This is a genomic window from Paenibacillus sp. FSL K6-1096, from assembly GCF_037977055.1.
GTDB lineage: Bacteria > Bacillota > Bacilli > Paenibacillales > Paenibacillaceae > Paenibacillus_AQ.
This window is the reverse complement of record NZ_CP150274.1, coordinates 3,366,649-3,383,526: the sequence shown is the minus strand read 5'-3', so window position 1 is coordinate 3,383,526 and position 16,878 is coordinate 3,366,649. Positions and strand designations below refer to the sequence as shown.

General features: G+C 53.1%; 16 protein-coding genes. 10 read left to right on the top strand and 6 right to left on the bottom strand.

Going from position 1 to position 16,878, the window contains the following annotated elements; genetic code table 11:
* The first annotated feature begins 73 nt into the window (after positions 1–73).
* From MHI24_RS14965 to MHI24_RS14955, 3 genes are all read left to right on the top strand, one after another.
* Entirely contained in the window at positions 74–430 is a 357-nt protein-coding gene (locus MHI24_RS14965) for a nucleotide excision repair endonuclease (protein WP_340026383.1), read from the top strand.
* A 162-nt stretch (positions 431–592) separates the two neighbouring features.
* Positions 593–1,690: a 23S rRNA (adenine(2503)-C(2))-methyltransferase RlmN gene (rlmN, locus tag MHI24_RS14960; RefSeq protein ID WP_340026382.1), complete on the top strand. Its 1,098-nt coding sequence runs from the start codon at positions 593–595 to the stop codon at positions 1,688–1,690.
* A gap of 54 nt (positions 1,691–1,744) precedes the next feature.
* Positions 1,745–2,032 (top strand): DUF6509 family protein, encoded by a 288-nt coding sequence (locus tag MHI24_RS14955; protein ID WP_340026381.1) that lies wholly within the window; start codon positions 1,745–1,747, stop codon positions 2,030–2,032.
* On the opposite strand, the gene MHI24_RS14950 is transcribed toward MHI24_RS14955, so the two are convergent.
* Entirely contained in the window at positions 2,002–2,796 is a 795-nt protein-coding gene (locus MHI24_RS14950) for a hypothetical protein (protein WP_340026380.1), read from the bottom strand. The genes MHI24_RS14955 and MHI24_RS14950 overlap by 31 nt on opposite strands.
* A 55-nt stretch (positions 2,797–2,851) precedes the next feature.
* Entirely contained in the window at positions 2,852–3,289 is a 438-nt protein-coding gene (locus tag MHI24_RS14945) for a MarR family transcriptional regulator (RefSeq protein ID WP_340026379.1), read from the bottom strand.
* Between the two features lie 162 nt (positions 3,290–3,451).
* Here MHI24_RS14945 and MHI24_RS14940 point away from each other — a divergent pair, with 162 nt between their 5' ends.
* The 7 genes from MHI24_RS14940 to MHI24_RS14910 all read left to right on the top strand — a co-directional run bounded on the left by MHI24_RS14940 (position 3,452) and on the right by MHI24_RS14910 (position 10,556).
* A complete protein-coding gene (locus MHI24_RS14940) occupies positions 3,452–4,903 on the top strand; it encodes an MDR family MFS transporter (RefSeq protein WP_340026378.1) in 1,452 nt (483 codons plus the stop codon).
* A gap of 37 nt (positions 4,904–4,940) precedes the next feature.
* Positions 4,941–5,423 (top strand): transcription elongation factor GreA, encoded by a 483-nt coding sequence (greA, locus tag MHI24_RS14935; protein ID WP_340026377.1) that lies wholly within the window; start codon positions 4,941–4,943, stop codon positions 5,421–5,423.
* 206 nt (positions 5,424–5,629) lie between these two features.
* On the top strand, positions 5,630–6,556 hold the full coding sequence (locus tag MHI24_RS14930) for an AEC family transporter (RefSeq protein WP_340026376.1): 927 nt from the start codon (positions 5,630–5,632) through the stop codon (positions 6,554–6,556).
* Positions 6,557–6,772: 216 nt separating this feature from the next.
* The gene (locus MHI24_RS14925) at positions 6,773–7,360 is read left to right on the top strand and encodes a sigma-70 family RNA polymerase sigma factor (RefSeq protein ID WP_340026375.1); all 588 of its coding nucleotides are present in this window, start codon (positions 6,773–6,775) and stop codon (positions 7,358–7,360) included.
* Positions 7,335–8,369 (top strand): hypothetical protein, encoded by a 1,035-nt coding sequence (locus MHI24_RS14920; RefSeq protein ID WP_340026374.1) that lies wholly within the window; start codon positions 7,335–7,337, stop codon positions 8,367–8,369. The genes MHI24_RS14925 and MHI24_RS14920 overlap by 26 nt, the downstream gene beginning before the upstream one ends.
* Positions 8,370–8,428: 59 nt before the next feature.
* Positions 8,429–9,508 carry a hypothetical protein gene (locus MHI24_RS14915; protein ID WP_340026373.1) on the top strand — a complete coding sequence of 360 codons (1,080 nt, stop codon included), beginning with the start codon at positions 8,429–8,431 and terminating at the stop codon, positions 9,506–9,508.
* A 16-nt stretch (positions 9,509–9,524) separates the two neighbouring features.
* On the top strand, positions 9,525–10,556 hold the full coding sequence (locus tag MHI24_RS14910; RefSeq protein ID WP_340026372.1) for a hypothetical protein: 1,032 nt from the start codon (positions 9,525–9,527) through the stop codon (positions 10,554–10,556).
* Between the two features lie 12 nt (positions 10,557–10,568).
* Here MHI24_RS14910 and MHI24_RS14905 read toward each other — a convergent pair whose 3' ends face one another.
* The 4 genes from MHI24_RS14905 to MHI24_RS14890 form a co-directional block, all read right to left on the bottom strand.
* Positions 10,569–10,955 (bottom strand): VOC family protein, encoded by a 387-nt coding sequence (locus MHI24_RS14905; RefSeq protein WP_340026371.1) that lies wholly within the window; start codon positions 10,953–10,955, stop codon positions 10,569–10,571.
* A gap of 79 nt (positions 10,956–11,034) precedes the next feature.
* Positions 11,035–11,874, bottom strand: a complete 840-nt coding sequence (locus tag MHI24_RS14900; RefSeq protein WP_340026370.1) for an AraC family transcriptional regulator — start codon at positions 11,872–11,874, stop codon at positions 11,035–11,037.
* 129 nt (positions 11,875–12,003) lie between these two features.
* Complete coding sequence (locus MHI24_RS14895) at positions 12,004–13,179, bottom strand: ATP-binding protein (RefSeq protein WP_340026369.1); 1,176 nt, start codon at positions 13,177–13,179, stop codon at positions 12,004–12,006.
* 8 nt (positions 13,180–13,187) lie between these two features.
* Entirely contained in the window at positions 13,188–16,691 is a 3,504-nt protein-coding gene (locus tag MHI24_RS14890) for a response regulator (protein ID WP_340026368.1), read from the bottom strand.
* Between the last annotated feature and the right edge of the window lie 187 nt (positions 16,692–16,878).

The window sequence follows — 16,878 nt, the reverse complement described above, 5'->3', positions numbered from 1 at the left end:
GGCTTATACCAATAGTCACCAATGCCAATCTGTGTTACTATTTATGTCTATATCCCATGAGGAAGTGAAATTAATGATCAGCATTACGATACCGGCACCGGATGTTACGATTCACAAGCAGGCCGACCCGGTGCTCAGCCATATTTACGGATTCACCGATTTTCACCTGATTACCCGCGAGGCCGGCGGCATCTTCATGTTCTACAATGACCGGGACGAGCTGCTGTTTGTAGGCAAGGCGCGCAAGCTGAGACCGCGGATCAAGAAGCATTTTGAGGACAATGTGTCCGTGATGAAGCCGCACCGTGACGAGGTGACCCGGATCGAGGTCTGCGTCGTGGAAGATCCGGTGGACCGGGAGATTTATGAGACGTACATTGTGAACAAGCTGAGAGCGAAATACAATGTGGACAAAGTATTCTATAAATAATGTCATGAAGAGCGTGGTCCCTGCGGACTGCGTTTTTTTGTAGCAGCAAATGTTGTATTCCGTGTGTTCCCTCTTGTTTTAATAAACGAAATTTGAGACAATAAGTTATTGTTGGTTGAACTTTGCAAAGCGGATTATAGTGTATTGAAAAGAGGATATCTAATGAATAAAACATCCATTTATGGATTGACCTTAGAACAGCTCACCGCCTGGCTGCTGGAGCATGGGCACAAGAAGTCCCGCGCCTCTGCTGTCTGGGAATGGTTATACCGCAAGCGGGTTACCCGTTTCGCCGATATGGAAGGAATGAATCCCGGCTGCTTGCAGCTGCTGGAGGAGCACTACGTGTTCCAGACCATGGAGGAGCATGTGCGGCAGGAGTCGTCGGACGGTACGGTGAAATTCCTGTTCCGATTATATGACGGGAATCTGATCGAGACGGTGCTGATGCGCCAAAAGTACGGCCTGTCCGTATGCGTCACCACCCAGGTCGGCTGTAACATCGGCTGCAGCTTCTGCGCAAGCGGGCTGCTGAAGAAGAGCCGGGATCTCACCAGCGGCGAGATTGTGGAGCAGATTATGAAGGTCCAGCTCTATCTGGATCAGGCCGGTCAGGGCCAGCGGGTCAGCCACGTTGTGGTGATGGGGATTGGCGAGCCGTTCGATAATTTCGCGAACCTGCTGAATTTCCTGACGACGATCAAGGATCACAAGGGTCTGGCCATCGCCGGTAAAGGCATCACCGTATCCACCAGCGGCCTGGCTGACAAGATTAGAGAATTTGCCGATGCCAACATGCAGGTGAATCTGGCGATCTCTTTACATGCGCCTAATAATGAGCTGCGGACGCAGATTATGATGATTAACCGCGCCATTCCTATAGAGAAGCTAATGCCGGCCATTGACTATTACCTGGAGAAGACGAACCGGAGAATTACGCTGGAGTATATTTTGCTGAAGGATATCAATGACCGCGAGGAGCATGCCCTGGAGCTGGCTGAGTTAATCGGGGAGCGGCGTTCGCTGGCCAATGTGAACCTGATCCCGTATAACCCGGTGGATGAGCACAGCCAGTATCAGCGGAGTGAGCGGGAGTCGGTACGCGCCTTCTTCGACACGCTCAAGAAGCAGGGGATCAGCGTCAGCACCCGGCTGGAGCAGGGAGTTGATATTGATGCCGCCTGCGGACAGCTGCGCAGCAAGCAGATCAAGAAGGCCAAGGGCCAGGCAGAGAGTGCCGGCAGCGCAGTCGTGGGATAAGTGGTACAATAAGTAACAGCAAGTGGCAGCGATCTGAGAAAAGAGGAATGTGAAGTGCTGACAGTTACAAGCTATACCGCGGAGCAGGTCAAAGATCCGTTTGGCATCCTCAGCGGACAACGCTATGAGTTCGTCATCAAGCTGGATGTGCCGGAGGAGGATGAGCTGTACACCGAGAACGGCGTCTCTGTCCGCGCCATCGTTAAGGTGGAGAACGGGCAGACCAGCATTGTGAATTACGATTTGCAGGACAGCTTGTCCGGCGAGCTTCTGGATTTTGAGCTGGAGGAAGATGAGGAAGCGGAGCTGTTTCAGTTCTGTTCAGAGCATCTGCCTGAATAGGGATAGGGTGAAGAAGGGGACTGCTGGAGAAGCAGTCTCTTTTTTTGCTGTTGTGCGGACGGGGAGGGGTGTGGACCGAATGTATGCGGAAAACCGAACACATTAGGCTTGGCTGAGGCGTGCGAACCGAATGTATGCGAAAAACCGAACACATTGGGCTTGGCTGAGGCGCGAGAGTCAAATGTATGCGAAAAACCGAACACATTGGGCGTTGCTGAGGCGCGCGGGCCGAATGTAATCGAAAAACCGAATACATTGGGCGTTGCTGAGGCGCGCGGACCGGACGTTATCGAAAAACCGAACACATTAGGCTTGGCTGAGGCGCGAGAGTCAAATGTATGCGAAAAACCGAACACATTAGGCTGGGCTGAGGCGCGAGAGCCGAATGTATGCGAAAAACCGAACACATTGGGCGTTGCTGAGGCGCGAGAGTCAAATGTATGTGAAAAACCGAACACATTAGGCTTGGCTGAGGCGCGCGGACCGAATGTATGCGAAAAACCGAACACATTAGGCTGGGCTGAGGCGCGAGAGCCGAATGTATGCGAAAAACCGAACACATTAGGCTTGGCTGAGGCGAGCGGACCGAATGTATGCGAAAAACCGAATACATTAGGCTTGGCTGAGGCGCGCGGACCGAATGTATGCGAAAAACCGAACACATTGGGCGTTGCTGAGGCGCGAGAGTCAAATGTATGTGAAAAACCGAACACATTGGGCGTTGCTGAGGCGCGCGGACCGGACGTAATCGAAAAACCGATCACATTGCGCCCGCAGACTATTATGTCCGCAACGCGCCAAGCGCGCTCCTGCAGCCCCTTACTCCTCCTTGCGCTGGAGCTTGCGGTTGAGCCGGGCCAGCAGGCCGCTGAACGTCTGGCAGTCGGCGGCGGACCAGTCCTCGAAGATCTGTCCGTAGCGCTCCAGCCGGATCTGCCGGGCCTCGGCGAGCTTCTCGGACCCCAGCGCCGTGATCTCGAAAAAGCTGGAGCGTCCGTCCTGCGGATCAGGCACCCGGACGACATAGTTATTCGCCATAAGCACGCTTGTCTGTCTGCTGATGGTCGAGGTATCCAGCCCCAGGGCTACGGCGAGCGCCTTCACGCCTACCTTGCCGTGATTCGCCAGATGATGGAGCAGCGTATATGAGGAGCGGTCCAGCCCGCCGTGCTTCCTGTCCAGCGAACCGTGGCGGATTAGTGTGATTAATTCATGATTCAGTGCGTCGAGGTTCTTGCCGTTCTGCGGATCTGCCATGCCGGGTTCAATCCTTCCTGAGTCGCGCAGAAGCTCATTTCATATTGACTTCCGCACATATAGTTGTATAATACACATATACTAAAATTGATTGTATCATACACCTATATGGACGTAAAGCGAATTTTTCATCAGGGTGGGAGTGCAGAGGAGCGAGCAGATTTGAACCATCAACCCGCAGCAAAAACGTCATTTTGGCTTATTATTCTGGCCATCTTTTTCGGCAATTTCATGGCTATACTTAGTACGACAACGATTAACGTGGCCTTTCCGGTCTTCCTGAAGGATTTCCATGCCGGCATCGACACGGTGCAATGGATGATTACCGGCTACCTGCTGGCGACTGGGGTCGTTGCGCCGGTAGTCGGTTACTTCGGCGACAAATGGAGCTATAAATACCTCTATATCGCTGCGTTGTCAGGCTTCACGCTGTTCTCGGGATTATGTACCGTGGCCTGGAGCATCCATTCGCTGATTATCTTCCGCATTATCCAGGGCGTCTTCGGCGGGCTGATTATCCCGACAACGATGACCATGATCTACCAGTTCATCGCCAAAGAGAAGCAGGCCTTCGCGATGAGCCTGTGGAGCCTGTCCTCCATGCTGGCCCCGGCCTTCGGGCCGACGCTCGGCGGCTGGCTGACCGGATACTTCGGCTGGCAGTCACTGTTCTTCATCAACCTGCCGATCGGCCTCACGGCCATCGCCGTGGCGCTGAAATGCCTGCCGTATCAGCGGCAGAAGACGGGCAGGGGCAGCTTCGACCTGCCGGGCTTCGTGACGGTTATTCTGAGCAGCGCTCTCCTGATCCTGTCCTGGAGCAAGGGGAGTTCATGGGGCTGGACCTCATGGAGAACCCTGTCCCTGCTGCTGGTTGGGGCAGCGGCGCTGGCCTACTTCATCCGCAGAGAGCTGTCGCTGCGCGAGCCGCTGCTGAACCTGAAGGTGTTCCGGCAGCAACGGTTCACCTTCAGCCTGGTTATTAACTGTATCATTACTATTGCGCTGTACTCGGGCACCTTCCTGATTCCGGTATTCCTGCAGGATATCCAGCAGTCCACCCCGCTGATGACGGCGCTGGTGCTGCTGCCCGGCTCGATTGTAATGGCAATCATGTCGCCGGTGGTCGGCAGGCTCTACCCGCGGGTGGGCCCGTTCTGGCTTATTCTCGGCGGGGTCGTGCTGCTGAGCGTCTCCACCTGGGAGCTTGCCCATATTACGCTGGCGGTGACCCATACCCGCGTTGCTGTGCTTATGGCTGTGCGCAATGCCGGGATTGCCCTGGCCTTCATGCCGGTTACGAATGCCGGGATGTCTGCTGTGCCCCGGGACATAACGGGCCACGCCTCCTCCGTCACCAACTGGGTGCGGCAGGCTACAGGCGCGTTGTCGATCGCTGTATTCAGCTCTCTGCTGGCTTCGCGGTCCATTGTTCACCAGAAGGAGCTGGCGGACGGAGCTGCCTCTGCTGCCGGTTCCCTGGTACAGGCGCAGGGGATGACGATGGGCGTGCAGGATATTTTCCTGCTGGCTACGGTTATTGGCCTGCTGGCGATTCCGCTGACCTTCCTGCTGCGGGGCAAATCTTTTACAACCCGGCCTGAAATGGGGTAGAATACAAGAAAAGCTGGCATAAATAGGAGTTGTCGACATGTCCAATAATGAAGAAGTGTTCTTGACGAAGGAAGGCTTGGCCAAGCTGGAGGAAGAGCTTAGGGAGCTGAAGGAAGTAGGGCGTAAGGAGCTTGCAGCCCGGCTTAAGCTGGCGATCAGCTACGGCGATCTGAAGGAGAACAGCGAATATCACTCTGCCAAGGAAGACCAGTCCTTCATGGAGACCCGCATCATGATTCTGGAGAAAATGCTGACCAAAGCGCAGATTGTGGACGAGAGCACGATGGATCTCAGCACTGTCAGCGTGGGCTGCGTCGTGACCCTCAATGATGTGGAGTACTCGGAGAAGATCGAATATAGAGTGGTCGGACCGGCAGAGGCGGATGTCCTGAACAACAAGATTTCCTACGAGAGCCCGCTCGGCAAGGAGCTGATCGGCAAGAAGGTGGGCGACATCATCAGCGTCAATGCCCCGATGGGAATCATCCAGTACGAGCTGCTGGAGATTAAGATGGAGTAGCAGAGTGCCGTTCCCTTTCGAGGGGGCGGTTTTTTTGATTGGGGGTCCCCGCAAAGTATCTGAGTCATCATCAAAGCAAAGCTCCACTTTGTGGGGTTGTTTGTCATAGGCAGCTTCTATTACAGATATTCATTCCCTGTCTTAGACGCCTCTGCCCCGAAGGGGTTATAGTAGGGAGTAACTATTGAACAGAGGAGTCCTGCTGTGTGATTCAGACTGTACTAACAACACTTGTTGAGGTGATTGTGCCTCTATCCATCCCCGTAGGCGCCGGGGCGCTGCTGGGCCGCTTTAAGAATCTGGATACGAAGCCTCTGCTGACGCTGTATTTGTATTTTCTCAGTCCTGCTATCATCCTGGATACGCTGGCTACGGCAGAGATCTCCTTCAATGATGTCTATAAGACGCTCGCCTTCTCGCTGCTGAATCTGCTGCTGTTATGGCTGTTAGCCACCCTGATCGGTAAAATACTGCGGCTGGACGCGCCGGAAGCCGCCGGTCTGACGCTCATCGCCACCTTCACGAACAGCGTCAACTACGGTCTGCCGCTGGTGCTGCTGGCCTTCGGACAGCTCGGCCTGGACAAGGCCTCGGTCTATGTCATCGCCCAGATGGTGATCGTGAACACCATTGGCGTCTACTTCGCCGCCCGGTCGCAGTTCTCGGTGCGCAGCGCCGTGAAGTCGGTTTTCTCGCTCCCGGCCATCTACGCGGCCATTCTGGCATTGCTGCTGCGGGCGCTAGGCCTGCATCTGCCGCATGAGCTGGCCTCGGGCGTATCCATGGCTGCCGCAGCCTATTCGCCCGTCGTGCTGGCGATCCTCGGCGCGCAGATGGTGAAGGTCCGCTCTGCCCCGGTTGAACGCAACGTGCAGCTGGCCTTCTGGACCGGGCTTAGCGTCCGGCTGCTGCTTGCCCCGCTGCTGGCGGCGCTGGTGCTGACGGTGCTGAACATCACGGGCACCCTGTTCTCGGTGCTGCTGATCCTGGCCTCGATGCCGGTGGCGGTCAATTCGGTGGTGCTGGCTGAACGCTTCGGCAGCTCGCCGGCGCTGGTGTCGCGCTGCATCGTCTGGACGACACTGGCCTCCTTCCTGGTGCTGCCGGTGCTGATTGCGGCGGTGGGCGGGTAGCGGGGCAGGGCAGGTGATGATGCCGACACTGACAGATACCGGACAGATTGAAGTATAATACTTAGCTATGCACCCTTCTTACTAAACCTCTCGTTATTTAAGTTACGGGAAGGTTTATTCCGGAAGAGTGCTATTTTTTATAAAATCTTAAATGCTGCTGTCACAAAATGAACGGCATTGGTGTTTTAAGAGTGTAGGCGGGAGGGGGGATGATGGTTGGACAGACACTACAGAGAGAATGAAGCGGGTGCAGAGGAAATAGAACAGCTGGTGGAGAGGATTAAACTTGGCGATAAGCAAGCCTTCACTTCGCTGATAAGAATCTTTGAGAAACCGATGTACATTTATTGCTACCATATGCTCAAAAGCAGGGAAGAGGCCGAGGATGCGCTGCAGGAAATATTTATTAGAGTGTATCAGCAGATACATAAGTATCGTCCCAATATGACCTTCTCGGCGTGGCTGTACAAAATTGCCTACCATTACAGTCTGAATCAGCTCCGCAGCAAAAAAAGGTGGTTTCGTTTCATAGACCGTTACAAATATGATCAGCCGGAGACTCCGATGGAGCAAATCGACAGCCAGACGACACTGAAGGAGCTTCTGGATTTACTGACTACGGAAGAGCGGCATATCTTAGTTCTCCGGGCGCTCCACCGGTATGACTTCAACGAGATTGGTGAAATGCTCAATATGAAACCGGCAACGGTGCGCAAAAAGTATGAACGCCTTCGCAAAAAACTGCAGGCGAAGGAAGCTAAGGAAGGAGGAACAGTCAATGCGTCGGTCACCAAGTCCATCTAAAACCGTCAGTATGCATCAAGTGGAGCAAATGATCCGGGATACGGAGACATTAGAGTACAGCATGAGTGGGCAGATTGTAGACAAGCTTGAATCCCGGAGCGTGCCGCGGCACAAGCCGGTCTTCACCAGAAGAGCGGGAGTTATCGCAGCGTCAATGGTTGCCTTCTGTGTATTCATGACTCCTGTCATGGCTCAAGCTATAGAGCGGCTATCGCTGCTTGAATACATTAATCCTTTTGCCAAAGAAGTAAAAATGAATTCCAGCAAAAAGGTAGATACCATTTATGCCCGGGGGTTGGATGGGAATAAGTCTTTTCATACGGGGATGATCCGCTTTGAGGACATTGAGGATCAGGAGTTTAAGAGCCAGCTGCAAAAGGCTTGGACGGAGATTTTCCCAGAGGGGGAAGCAATCAAAGAAGTGATTGTGTACGAATATAAGGCGGACACCTATCACATCGAGGCGCGAAACGAGAACCGGTCCATCGAATTTGACCAAGGCCGCTGGTTTTATGCGAAGCAAACAGTTGGAGAAAGCCAGGTTCCAGGTGCTGCCCAAGCTGCGGCGGATCAGGCTTTTCATAAGGTGGGGGAGTTTAAGCAAGGTAAAAGGTCAGTTAGTCAGATGATCTTAAGACCCAACCAACAACCGGTGTATAAGTTCGTGTACGAAACCAATAAGGGCTCGGTCCTCATTGATGTCCAGCAGGAGACCAATCAGATTACGAGGGTAGTGGCTTTTCCGTTGTCGGATCATCTGGATAAATTGGATGACAGGCAGAAGTATGATGACATCGTTAAGCAAACCAAAGCAATCGCCATAGATACGCTTCAAAAGGAAGCAGTGAAACAGGCTGAAGCCTGGATGAAATTGGACTTGGCCGATTATAACGTATCCAGAGATGAATCGCGGTTCGATACATTAACCTTCACGAAGGCCGGTTCTCCGGACGTGACTGCGCTGTTTACCTCTAAAGGGACGATCTATGGCATGGAGAGGAGGTGGTAATAACTGATTGTCTGTAGATTCAACCCAACACCAAATACAAAACAAAGGAGTTTATACCCATGAACAAAAAAGTAATTCTTCCTATTCTCGGAGTAACCCTGCTGTCAGGGAGCCTGCTGGGATACCAGACACTGGTGCAGGCGGATGCGTCTAACAACGTGAAAGCAAATGCTTCACAGGAGGTTAAGCTGGATCAGAATCAGAAGCTGATGCAGCAGGCCCAGGATAAGCTTAAAGAGCTGACCGGCAATACGTATACGTTAATTCCGGGAACGGCGATGACGGATACAGTGAGTTTTAAACGGGAGAACTTCAAGTACGATATTATTTCTTACTCAAAAAATGGAACGTCCGGGACTATCGGGATCAATATCAATTATGAAGACTTGAACGGCGGAAAATATCAAACGAAGCTGGAGCAAACGTGGAAAGCGTTGTTCCCGGGCGAAAACCCGAAATATGTGAATATCTCCGAGTCCATCTATAGTGTGGGGACGATCTCGGCGAATGCCCGGCAGAACAAGCAAGTGTATATAAAAGAGAGCGACGGGATTTATGGCGTGAATTATGCTCCTGGCGATGCCCCGGCAAACGTGGAGAAGACGGCTGCCCAGGCCATAGCCAAACTTACCAACGGCAAGGTTAAGACGGGAGCTAAGCTTGATCGTGTGTATGTCCGTGAGGGCAAGCCGGATGTGTATCAATATAAGTATAAGTCCCAAGCTGTGCAAGTCAGCTTCGCCATTGAAGATCAGACGCTGGAGCTGCTCCAGACTGATGTACATCAGACGGATGGACAAGGTGTAGACAGCTATGAAGCTTTCCAGAAAAGAGAAAAAGCAAACGAGGCAAAGATGACTAAGCTGACGCCGGACACTTTGCTGAAGAATGCCATAAGCGGTGCCAAAACGATGCTGAATCTTGACCTGAAAGGCTATAAGGGAGTAAAAGGAGCCAACGCGTGGGATGCGGATTACATGACTTTTACCAAAGACGGCGCTCCTTCAGTAACTGCCAGATATAATGCAGACGGAGTGTTTACCAGCTTCACTGTGGATAAATATGATCAGAGCATCGATTATTATGGAATGACCATTGTCGGCTCTCCAAATGAAGAACCCAAATTGTTAATTGAATAGAGAGGAGTTCATTACTATGAACCGAAAAATAATTGTCCCGCTCCTCGGCGCTGCCTTATTATCAGGAAGTCTGCTGGGATGCCAGGCACCCGTCCAGGCAAATGCATCTAACAAGGTAAATGCGAATGCTTCACAGGAGGTTAAGACGGATCAGAAGCTGATGCAGCAGGCCCAGGATAAGCTTAAAGAGCTGACCGGCAATACGTATACGTTAATTCCGGGAACGGTGATGAAGGATGTAGTGAATTTTAAGCGGGAGAACTTCAAGTACGATATTATTTCTTATCAGAAAAGCGGAAAGCTCGAAAATATCGGGATTAACGTCAATTATGAAGATCTAAACGGCGGGAAGTACCAAACGAAACTGGAAAAAGCGTGGAAAGCATTGTTCCCGGGCGAAAACCCGAAATATGTGAATATCTCCGAGTCCATCTATAGTGTGGGGACGATCTCAGCGAATGCCAAGCAGAACAAGCAAGTGTATATGAAAGAGAGTGAGCAGGCGTATGGTGTGAATTATGCTCCTGATGCGGCTCCGGCAAGTGTGCAGAAGAAAGCAGCCCAGGTCATATCCAAGCTTACCAATGGCAAGGTTAAGACGGGGGCTAAGCTTGATCGTGTATTTATCCGTGAGGGTAAGCCGGATGTGTACCGGTACAGGTATAAAGCAAATTCTGTGGATGCGAGCTTCGCCATTGAAGAACAAACACTGCAATTGCTTCAGGCAGGCGTACAGCAGCAAGGGAAAGCAAAGGGGGCAAAGAGCAAACAGCTGACATTAGATGCACTGACGAAGAACGCAGTGAAAGATGCGAAAACGATGATTGAATTTGACTTGAAGGGCTATAAGGGAGCAAGAGGGACCAATTCATGGGATAAGGACGAAATGACGTTTACCAAAAAGGGAGCCCCTACAGTCACTGCCACAGTGAATACGGACGGAACGTTTAACAACTTTATCGTAGAGAAGTATGGCCAGTATCTCACCTTCAGCGAAAATACAATCGTAGGGGCTCCGAATGAGGAACCCAAATTATTAATTAACTAAACGTATCAGCCACTATCCGGACACAGGCACTTCACTCATCAGGGCATGTACATTCTGGTCGGGGTCCTGAAAGAACGTCATCCAGGTGGCGGTTCCACCCATCTCGGCGACCTTATGTGGCTGATCCAGGAATTGTACGTTTCGCTCTACCAGTGTTTCGTATGCAGAGTGAATATCATCAACTTTGAAATAGAACACGGAGCTGGGATGATCGAACCGGGGGTCTTCGGCAACGCCCAGAACGATTTGCAGACCGTTACACTCCAGGAAGGCCATGTTCGGGATCTGGAATAACAGGTTGAGGCCAAGAGTCTCCTGATAGAACCGGGTGGCAGCCTCCAACTCATGTACACGGATGGATATTTGTCCAATGCCTTTAATTTGAAAATCTGAACTCATGTGCATATCACTCCCTTGAAAAGTTGTATGTTCCACGGAGTAAATGTAACATGTGCGGATGCAGCTTGCTTATCCAAAATCACTTTTTTCTAAACATCTGGGGTGAGCATCCCGTTCTTTGCTTAAAAATCTTGCTGAAGGAAGAGACATTCTCGAAGCCAAGACGCAGACTAATTTCAGTTACACTGATTTCGGTTTGAGCAAGAAGACGCTGTGCTTCAAGCATCCTTTTTTCGATGATGAACTGATGAGGTGTCCTTTGGAAAAAGTGGCGAAAGCTGCGGATCAGATGGTTTTTGGAGAGGCACGCAACTTTGGATACTTCTTCAAGGGTTACGTTGTGGTTGTAATAAGCATGTAAGTACTCATAAGCTATGGTCAACCGCCGGAACAATTCCTCCCTGGTTGCCGGGCGCGTGCCGGGGACAGTATTCATTTCGTGAGACATATTCTGATGCACATGAAGCAGTGCCTGCATTAGCTTCTGATACTGTTCATCTAGCCAGAGATTCTCGCCGCCGAGGTCAGGCAGGTCATTCCTGAAGTTATCCATAAGCGGAGTGATCAGATGGCTGTGCCGGTATGACTTTGTATAGAATTGCAACGGGTGCTTCGATTCGGAAAAAGGATCGTCCAGGGACTTCTCTACCCCTGCATGAATGGCTCTGAGAAATTCTTCTGCATAGCCAGCCTTGAAAAATATACAGAATGAGTCCACTTCTGTTTCTGATTCAATGGTTATAGCGTACTGCTCCCCTTCATTCAAAAGGAGGTAGCCCTCTTTTTCAACAGCATAATGACCGAGTTTTGTCTGGTAATAGGCCCGGCCGTTACGGAATGTCTTGATGGACAGGGGACCGGCCCCTTCCCAATGATGCGTTCTGCTTCGTGCCTGTAAAACGAAGTTTTGCTGGAACAAGGGTAATCTGGAGCTTCCCACCGGTAAAGTTCATCCCCTTCCGCAGTCTGTCTATTCCATTCTACAGTAAGAAAGCTCCCCCTTCACCATTGAAGAGGGAGCTTTCTGAGCTAAATACGAGGCAAGGCCTCACTCCGGCTGGCCCTCAGCCACCTGGATGGTGAAGATGAAGGTTGCCCCGTCAGAGACGTCCGGCTTCGCGTAGATCGTACCGCCCATGAGGTCGACCAGCATTTTGCAGATGGACAGACCTAGCCCGGTTCCGCCGAATTTGCGGTTGATGGTAGCGCTGATCTGGGTGAACGGCTGGAAGAGATACTTCATTTTGTCTGCCGGAATGCCTATGCCGGTATCTTCAATAATGAACTCCAGCTCAAGCAGCTTGTCTAGTACCTGCTTCAGCTGGACCTTCACTTTGACGCCGCCGGTGATCGTGAACTTAATGGCATTGCCGATCAGATTATTGAGTACCTGCCGCAGGCGGTTGGAGTCGCCGACCAGCAGGGCGGGAATATCAGGGTCAATGGTGGTTTCAAGGGTTAAATTGCGCTCTCTAGCCAGCGCTTTGAACAGATCGACCGTTTCTTTGATGCAGGAATGGAGGTTGAAGAGCTCAGAGTCCAGCTCCATTTTGCCGGATTCAATCTTGGTGAAGTCCAGGATGTGGGTGATGACAGAGACTAGCGCATGGCCGCTGGTATGAATGATCTCGGCCATCTCCTGATCGTCCGCCGAGAGCTCGGAGGAGCGCAGCACATCGGACATGGCGATGATCCCGTTCAGCGGTGTACGAATCTCATGGCTCATCATGGCGAGGAAGCCGCTCTTGATGCGCAGCGCCACCTCGGCAGTCTCCTTCAGCTCGGTCAGAATGCTGTTCGCCGTCTCCAGCTCCTGGGTCTTCAGCTGCAGCTCCTTACGCGTCTGATAGAGGCGGACGAAGCCGTCAATCTTGCTCTTCAGCACCACCGGATGGAACGGCTTGGTCAGATAATCGATCGCCCCGGCGGTGTAGGCCATCATATAATTTTCTAATTCGGAGGTCAGGGAGGTCAGGAAAATAATGGGGATGTCACGCGATTTCTGGCGCATCTTGATCCGTTTCGCCGTCTCGAACCCGTTCATCCCCGGCATAAGCACATCCATAATGATGAGGGCGAATTCCTGCTCCAGCAGGCATTTCAGGGCATCCATCCCTGACAGGGCATTGACCAGCCGGTAGGGAGAGTCGGCCAGCAATGCCTGAACGGACAGAAACTCGTCTGCCCGGTCATCTACAACTAAGATATTAATCGGATACTCCATGACTCCTCCTATTGAATCAACCATAATTTCAGCACTCGTACCAGTTGGGTGGTATTAATCGGCTTCGAGATATAATCGTTGGCCCCTGCTTCCAGGCATTTGACCCGGTCTTCCTCCAGGGCGCGGGCGGTCAATGCGATAATGACAATCTGGTCATATTCCGGTCTGAGCCGGATGTGCTTCATCGTCTCGTAACCATCCATCTCCGGCATCATGATATCCATGAAGATCAGCTCCGTGCCGGGGTGTGTCTCCAGATGCTCCAGCGCTTCCTTGCCGTTCTGGGCAAAACTTATCTCCATATTATAACCCTCCAGCACACTGGATAACGCAAAAATATTACGCATATCGTCATCCACCAGCAGAATGCTTTTGCCGGCAAAAGCCGACTCCGGATTATGGAGATTCTCAATCAGGCGCTGCTTGTCTAGAGGCAGGTCCGCGTGCTTGCGGTGGAGGTACAGAGCTGTATCGTCATAGAGCCGCTCCATAGACCGCACATTCTTGATGACAATACTCTCGGCGTAGTGCTTGAGCCGCTGCTCGTCGGTCTTGCTGAGATCCTTGCCGGTATAGATGATGACGGGCAGGGTCTGCAGCTTGCGGTTGGTTTTGATCTGCTCCAGCAGGTCGAAGCCGGCAATATCCGACAGGCCGAGATCGAGCACCATGCAGTCGAAATGATGGCTGCCCAGATGCTCCATCGCTTCTCTTCCGGTTCCGACCGCGATAATGTTCACATCGGGATGGGCGATGAATTCCACCAGGCTGCGGCGCAGATCCTGATTGTCTTCCACGATCAGGAGACTCTTCACCCGGCGGCGGATATAGGTCTCAATCTGGAGGAAGGCCGCTTCCAGCTCGGCATAGTCATTCGGCTTCTTCCAGAAGGACAAGGCGCCCATCGACAGGCTCTGCTGGTTCTCTTCGGCAGTCGAGATGACATGCACCGGAATATGGCGCAACTCCGGCCGGCTCTTCAGCCGGCTGATGATGGCCCAGCCGTCCAGCACGGGCAGATGCAGGTCGAGCAGGATGGCGTCCGGCTTATAGGCATGGGCCAGGGCAAGCCCCTGGTCACCCTGGAAGGCAACGATTGCCTTGAAGCCGCGGTTGCGCGCCAGCTCCAGCAGTCTGGCGGCGAATTCGGCGTCCTCCTCAATGATCAGGAGGGTAATGTCGCCGCTCTGCAGGTTGTCGCGGTCATCCTCCATTTCCTTATGCTGCAGCAGCTTCGGATTGGAGATGGAAATATCGGGAACAAAGGATTCACGGAAGGTCTGCTGCTCCCGCCCTGCGGGCTTCTCCGCCGGCAGCTCGGCAGGAAGCGGCGCTGTGTATGCAGCAGCAGCCAGGGTCATGGCATCCTCTCCCGGCTCAACCGCCGGAATCACCAGGGAGAAGGTACTGCCCTTGCCCTCGGTGGAATCGACCTCAATCCGTCCGCCGAGGAGGGCAGCCAGCTCGCGGCAGATTGTCAGACCCAGTCCGGTACCGCCATATTTGCGGCTGGTAGTGCCGTCCGCCTGCTGGAAGGCCTCGAAGATGCTGTCCAGCTTGGAGGCGGCAATCCCGATACCGGTATCGCTGACGGAGAAGATCACTTCATCACCGCTGGTGCGGATGGACAGGGAGACGGAGCCTTGCTCCGGTGTGAACTTGATCGCATTGGACAGCAGGTTGTTGACAATCTGCTGCAGCCGGTGGCCGTCAGTCATCAGATGATCGGGCAGGCGGCTGTCCGCATGGACATCGAACCGCAGGCTCTTCTTCTTGGCCTGCTGCTCAAACCGGCGGAAGATATGGTTGCTGAGATCCTGAAGCCCGACCGGTTCAATCACTGCGGTCATCTTGCCGACCTCCAGCTTGGCCAGATCGAGAATCTCATCGATCAGCTGCAGCAGGTCCTTGCCTGCCGAGAAGATGGTATGCACATATTCCAGCTGCTTCGCCTGGAGATTGCCTTCTTTATTCTCGGCAAGGATCTGCGAGAGGATCAGCAGGCTGTTCAGCGGAGTGCGCAGCTCATGGGAGACGTTGGCGAGAAATTCGGATTTGTATTGGGCGGCCAGGAAGATCTCCTGGGCCTGGGTCTGGATCTCTTCCTTCTGCTGTTCGGTAAGCTCAATCTGGGACAGCAATTGAATATGGGAAGCGGCCAGCTCTTCCTTCTGGGCCTCCAGCTCACCGGCCTGGTCCTGCAATTCCTCCGTCTGAGACTGCAACTCCTCGGTCTGGGCCTTGAGCTCCTCGGTTTGATTCTGCAGCTGCTCCTTCTGTGCCAGCAGCTCGCTGGCCTGGGCCTGAAGCCGGCCGGCCTGCTCGGCAATCTCAGTCTTTTGCCGTTCTGAAATCTCCAGCTGGACCTGCATCTCGCGGTTAGCTGCCGTGATCTCGTCGGCCTGGGCCTTGATTTCTGCCGTCTGCCGGGTGGTCAGCTCCATCTGCTGCTGCAGCTCCAGGTTGGAGGTGTACAGCTCCTGCGTCTGCTGCTTCAGCTCGTCGGCCTGGGCTTCGATCTCAGCCTTCTGCTCCTCTGTCAGCTCCATTTGGGTCTTGAGCTGTTCATTGGAGGTCAGCAGGCTCGCTGCCTGCACCTCCAGCTGAAGCTTCTGGTCATGCAGCTGCTCAGTCTGCAGGCGAAGCTCCTCGGTCTGGGCCATCAGCTCCTCGGATTGGGCCTCCAGCTCCTCGGTCTGGGCCTGAAGCTCTTCCGTCTGCGTCTCCAGCTCTTCCTTCTGGAGCTGCGTTTCGTTCAGCAGCTGTTCGATCCGGGCCACGCCGGTTAAGGTGTTGATCAGCACGCCCATATTCTGTCCGGTACGCTCGATTAACTGCATCTCCTTCGGGCTGAACGGATTCAGGGCAGCCAGCTCCATGACAGCCACAACCTCCTGTTCATGCTTGAGCGGAACGAGGATCAGTGTTGACGGGGAAGCCTCCCCCAGCCCGGAGCGGACCTTGATGTAATCCTCAGGCAGCTGCCGGAGAACCAGCAGCTGCTCATCCAGCGCGCATTGCCCGACCAGGCCGCTGCCCAGCTGAATCGGCTCCCGCAGCGCCGCAGACTCATCGAAGGCATAACCGGCTGTGAAGTGCAGCCGGTCTTCCTGCTTCAGATATACGGCTCCATAGTTGGCTCCGACAGCCGAAGCCAGCCTGCCTATGAATACACGCGAGGCTGTCTGCAATTGCACAGAGCCCTGAAGGAGCAGGGCCATCTCCGATACCCGTGTATTGATCCAGGCCTCTTCTTCGGCTCTCAGCCGCAGCTCCCGTTCTTCAGCGGTCCGGTGGTGAAGATCGGCCGCAAGCCCGTAGAAGGAGACAGCGAGCTGTCCGAACTCATCGCTGCGTACAGCAGCCTCGGGGTTCAGAATCCCCTCGGCAATATCGCGGGAGATGTCGGTGATCCGGCTTAAGCCCCGTTCTATATTCCGCTGAATGCTGAATATAAGTCCCGCCCCGGCCAGAATGCCGGCTGCGCCAAGCCCGGCGGTGATGAACCGCAATCCTCCTTCCATATTAAGCATTGATATAATAATCATGCTGCCAAGCAGCAGTATAGAAGCTGATGTTGCTAACCAAACTTGTTGTTTTATGCTCATAGTTCGCCGCCTTTGTTCAGTTAGAATACGTAACTATATGATTATACTTTTAATAGAGGCACAGCGAAATAGAAGACATCAATAAAACACC